Consider the following 3,646-nt stretch of genomic DNA (forward strand, 5'->3'; position numbering starts at 1 on the left):
CAGTCGACTCTACCCCGCCGCTCCACCGCCGGTTGGTCCGGTGGCTACGTTGGCACCAGCTCGATGCAATCCACCGGGCATGGGGGAATGCACAGCTCGCAGCCGGTGCACAGATCGGCAATGACCGTGTGCATGTACTTTGCGCCGCCGACGATGGCATCCACCGGGCAGGCCTGGATGCACTTGGTGCAGCCGATGCAGTCGGCTTCCACGATCAACGCCACCTGCGGCGCCTTGTGCTCGCCGCGCGCACGGTCGTAGGGCCTGGCCGGTACGCCCAGCACCTGCGCCAGTGCACGCGCACCGGCATCGCCCCCCGGCGGGCAGCGGTCCACATTCGCCTCGCCGCGCGCCATCGCCTGCGCGTACGGGCGGCAGCCGTCGTAGCCGCATTGCCCGCATTGGGTCTGCGGCAGCAGGCGGTCGAGGCGTTCGGTCAGGGGCGGGATCAGGCTCATGCGTGGCGAAGGCTGCGCGGTGGGGTCATTTCAGGGGTTTGCCACGGAACCAGCGCTCGTGGGCCAGCGCCAGCATCGGCTTGTCTTCGGAACTGTCGCCGTAGGCATGGATGCGCACGTAGCGCGACAGATCGAACTGGCGACGGATGTGCTCGACCTTGCGCGGGCCGCAGTCGCCACCGGCATAGCGACCGGTCAGACGACCGTCCTGGCTTTCCAGCCGGTTGCAGATCAACTGCAGGCCCAGCTGCTCGCACCATGGCCGCAGGTACAGATCCAGCGAGCCGGACACGATCACCACGGTGTGCTGCTGTTCCTTGTGCCAGCGGATCTGCTCCAGCATTTCCGGGCGCACCACGTCGGGCAGGAACTCACGCGAGAAACCGACCGCCAGCGTGGCGATGTCATCGCTGTGGCGGTCGCTGAAGGTCAGGCGGGTGACGCGTGCGCGTATGCGTTCGGCCGAGATCAGCTTCAGCTTGTACGCGGCCAGCCACGGGCCGACCTTCCACCACGCTTGCGCCAGCTGTTCGGCGGTGGCCACCCGGCGCAGGAAACGGCCATAGGTATCGCAGGTGGTCACGGTGTGGTCGAAGTCGAACAGCGCCAGTTCCATTCCGTTGCTTCCCATCGCGTTGCCTACGGTGGCCGGTGCTGCCGGCGGGCGCAGCCGAGGCCACGCCCGCTGCAGGCATCAGCGGACCGGCATGCCCGGCTGCGCGCCGCTGTCGGCGTCCAGCAACGCCAGCGCACCGCCGTCGAAACCGGCCGACAGGATCATGCCTTCGCTCAGGCCGAAGCGCATCTTGCGCGGGGCCAGGTTGGCGATGAACACCACGCTGCGGCCGACCAGCTTCTCCGGCTCGCCGTAGCTGGCGCGGATACCGGAGAAGATCTGGCGCTTGCCCAGTTCACCTGCATCCAGTTCGAAGCGCAGCAGCTTGTCCGAACCTTCCACGAACTCGCACACCAGCACCTTGCCGATGCGCAGGTCGAGCTTGGCGAAATCGTCGATGCCGATGTAGGTCGGGGCGTCGGCGCTCTTTGCGTCGTCCTTGGCCGGAGCCGGAGCGGCCGGCTTGGCGGCGGGGGCGGCAGCGGCGGCCGGCTGCAGGGTGTCCTTGGAGGCGTCGATCATGGCGTCAATCTTCTTCGGGTCGATACGGGTGAACAGCGGGGTGTACTCAGTGATGCGGTGGCCGAGCAGCGGCTGTGCCAGCTCGGTCCAGTCGTTCACCGGCGCGGCCAGGAAGGCCTCGGCCTGTGCGGCGGTGGCCGGCAGCACCGGCTTCAGGGCGGTGACCAGTACGCGGAACAGGTTCAGGCCCTGGCTGCACACGGCCTGCAGCTGCGCATCGGCGCCTTCCTGCTTGGCGATGACCCACGGCTTGACGTCGTCGATGTAGCGGTTGGCTTCGTCGGCCAGGGTCATGGTCAGGCGGATCGCCGCGGCCGGGTCGTTGCGTTCGTAGGCTTCACGGATCGGCGCTAGGCCATCGACGAAGCGCTGGTACTGCGCCGCATCGGGCAGCTGCGCGGCCAGCTGGCCGTCGAAGCGCTTGCTGATGAAGCCGGCGCAGCGGCTTGCGAGGTTGACGAACTTGCCGACCAGGTCGGCGTTGACACGGGCGATGAAGTCACCCAGGTTCAAGTCGAGATCGTCGACGCCACCGCCGGACTTGGCGGCGTAGTAGTAGCGCAGCGCTTCCGGCTCCAGGCCGGCATCGAGGAAGGTACGCGCCATCACGAAGGTGCCGCGCGATTTGCTCATCTTGGCGCCGTCCACGGTCAGGTAGCCGTTGACGTGCAGGCGGGTCGGCGCGCGGTGGCCGGTACCGTGCAGCACCGCCGGCCAGAACAGGCCGTGGAAGTTGACGATGTCCTTGCCGATGAAGTGGTGCAGCTCGGTGGCGGTGCCGGCGCGCAGGTGCGCTTCGAAGTCTTCGCCGATCCTGCCGCACAGGGTCTGGAAGCTGGACAGGTAGCCGATCGGCGCATCCAGCCAGACATAGAAGTACTTGCCTGGCTGGCCGGGAATCTGGAAACCGAAGTACGGCGCATCGCGCGAGATGTCCCACGCGCGCAGGCCACCTTCGGCATTGAGCCACTCACCCAGCTTGGCCTTCACGCCCGGCAGGGCAACATCGCCGGCCAGCCATTCGCGCAGGAACGCATCGAAGTGGCCCACCTCGAAGAAGAAGTGCTCCGAATCGCGCATCTCCGGCGTGGCACCGGAGATGACCGAACGCGGTTCCTTCAGGTCGGTCGGTGCATAGGTCGCGCCGCACACTTCGCAGTTGTCGCCATACTGGTCAGGGCTGCCGCAGTTCGGGCAGATGCCCTTGACGTAGCGGTCGGGCAGGAACATGCCCTTGGCCGGGTCGTAGAACTGCGCCACCGAACGCCGGCTGATGTGGCCGGCCGCTTCCAGCTTCAGGTAGAACTGCTCGGTCAGCGCCTTGTTGGCCGCCGAATTGGTTGAATCGTAGTGGTCGAAGGCCACGCCGAAGGCGGCGAAGTCACGTTCGTGGCTGGCCTGGATGTTGGCGATGAAGGTTTCCGGGGTGACCCCGGCCTTTTCCGCGGCCAGCATGATCGGCGTGCCATGGGTGTCGTCGGCGCAGACAAACCAGGCCTTGCCGCCGCTCATTCGCCGCGCACGCACCCAGATGTCGGCCTGGATGTAGCCGACCAGGTGGCCCAGGTGCAGCGGGCCGTTGGCGTAGGGCAGGGCGGTGGTGACGAGCGCGGTACGGGTCATGGTCGCGGGGTGAAGCCGAGGGGAACCGCAGAGTATCGCATGCCCGCAACGAGGTGACCCGGCCGGGGCCGGGTCACGGGGATGAAGCGGGGGCCGGGGCGCTTATTCGCGCTGCCAGGTCTGCGCGCGGCAGATGAAGGCGATGCAGCCGGACACGTCAAGCCTGGTGCCGCCGGGCTGCAGTTCCATCTTCGACTTGTAGGTCTTGCCGTTGGCCGGATCGAGGATGGTGCCGCCGGACCACTTGTTGGCGCCATCGGCCTTCAGGTTCCAGAGGATGGTCATGCCCTTCACCGGCTTGTTCTTGTTGGCGCCTTCACAGCCGTCGCAGACCGGGTTCGGGCCCTTGTCCGAGTGCAGGATGTCGACCACCTTGCCGGTCAGGGTGCCGTTGGCGGCCTGGGTGATCTCGACGATCGACTTCACC

Annotated in this window: 4 protein-coding genes; all 4 read right to left on the minus strand. The window is 67.1% G+C overall.

From position 1 onward, the window contains the following. Window positions 1-44 precede the first annotated feature (44 nt). Window positions 45-458: an Rnf electron transport complex subunit RnfB gene (gene rnfB / locus N5J73_RS24025; protein WP_053091904.1), complete on the minus strand. Its 414-nt coding sequence runs from the start codon at window positions 456-458 to the stop codon at window positions 45-47. A 25-nt stretch (window positions 459-483) separates the two neighbouring features. Next, entirely contained in the window at window positions 484-1,074 is a 591-nt protein-coding gene (locus N5J73_RS24030; protein ID WP_049443911.1) for an HAD family hydrolase, read from the minus strand. Window positions 1,075-1,152: 78 nt separating this feature from the next. Beyond that, on the minus strand, window positions 1,153-3,219 hold the full coding sequence (gene metG / locus N5J73_RS24035; protein WP_049443913.1) for a methionine--tRNA ligase: 2,067 nt from the start codon (window positions 3,217-3,219) through the stop codon (window positions 1,153-1,155). 102 nt (window positions 3,220-3,321) lie between these two features. After that, on the minus strand, window positions 3,322-3,646 hold a 325-nt coding region (locus N5J73_RS24040; RefSeq protein ID WP_279941373.1), incomplete at its 5' end, for a DUF2147 domain-containing protein.

It is taken from the genome of Stenotrophomonas sp. GD03654 (assembly GCF_029845105.1).
Classification (GTDB): domain Bacteria; phylum Pseudomonadota; class Gammaproteobacteria; order Xanthomonadales; family Xanthomonadaceae; genus Stenotrophomonas; species Stenotrophomonas africana.

Coding starts and splice junctions, on each gene's coding strand:
- rnfB (WP_053091904.1), bottom strand. CDS start 458: ATGAGCCTGATCCCGCCCCTGACCGAACGCCTCGACCGCCTGCTGCCG.
- N5J73_RS24030 (WP_049443911.1), bottom strand. CDS start 1,074: ATGGAACTGGCGCTGTTCGACTTCGACCACACCGTGACCACCTGCGAT.
- metG (WP_049443913.1), bottom strand. CDS start 3,219: ATGACCCGTACCGCGCTCGTCACCACCGCCCTGCCCTACGCCAACGGC.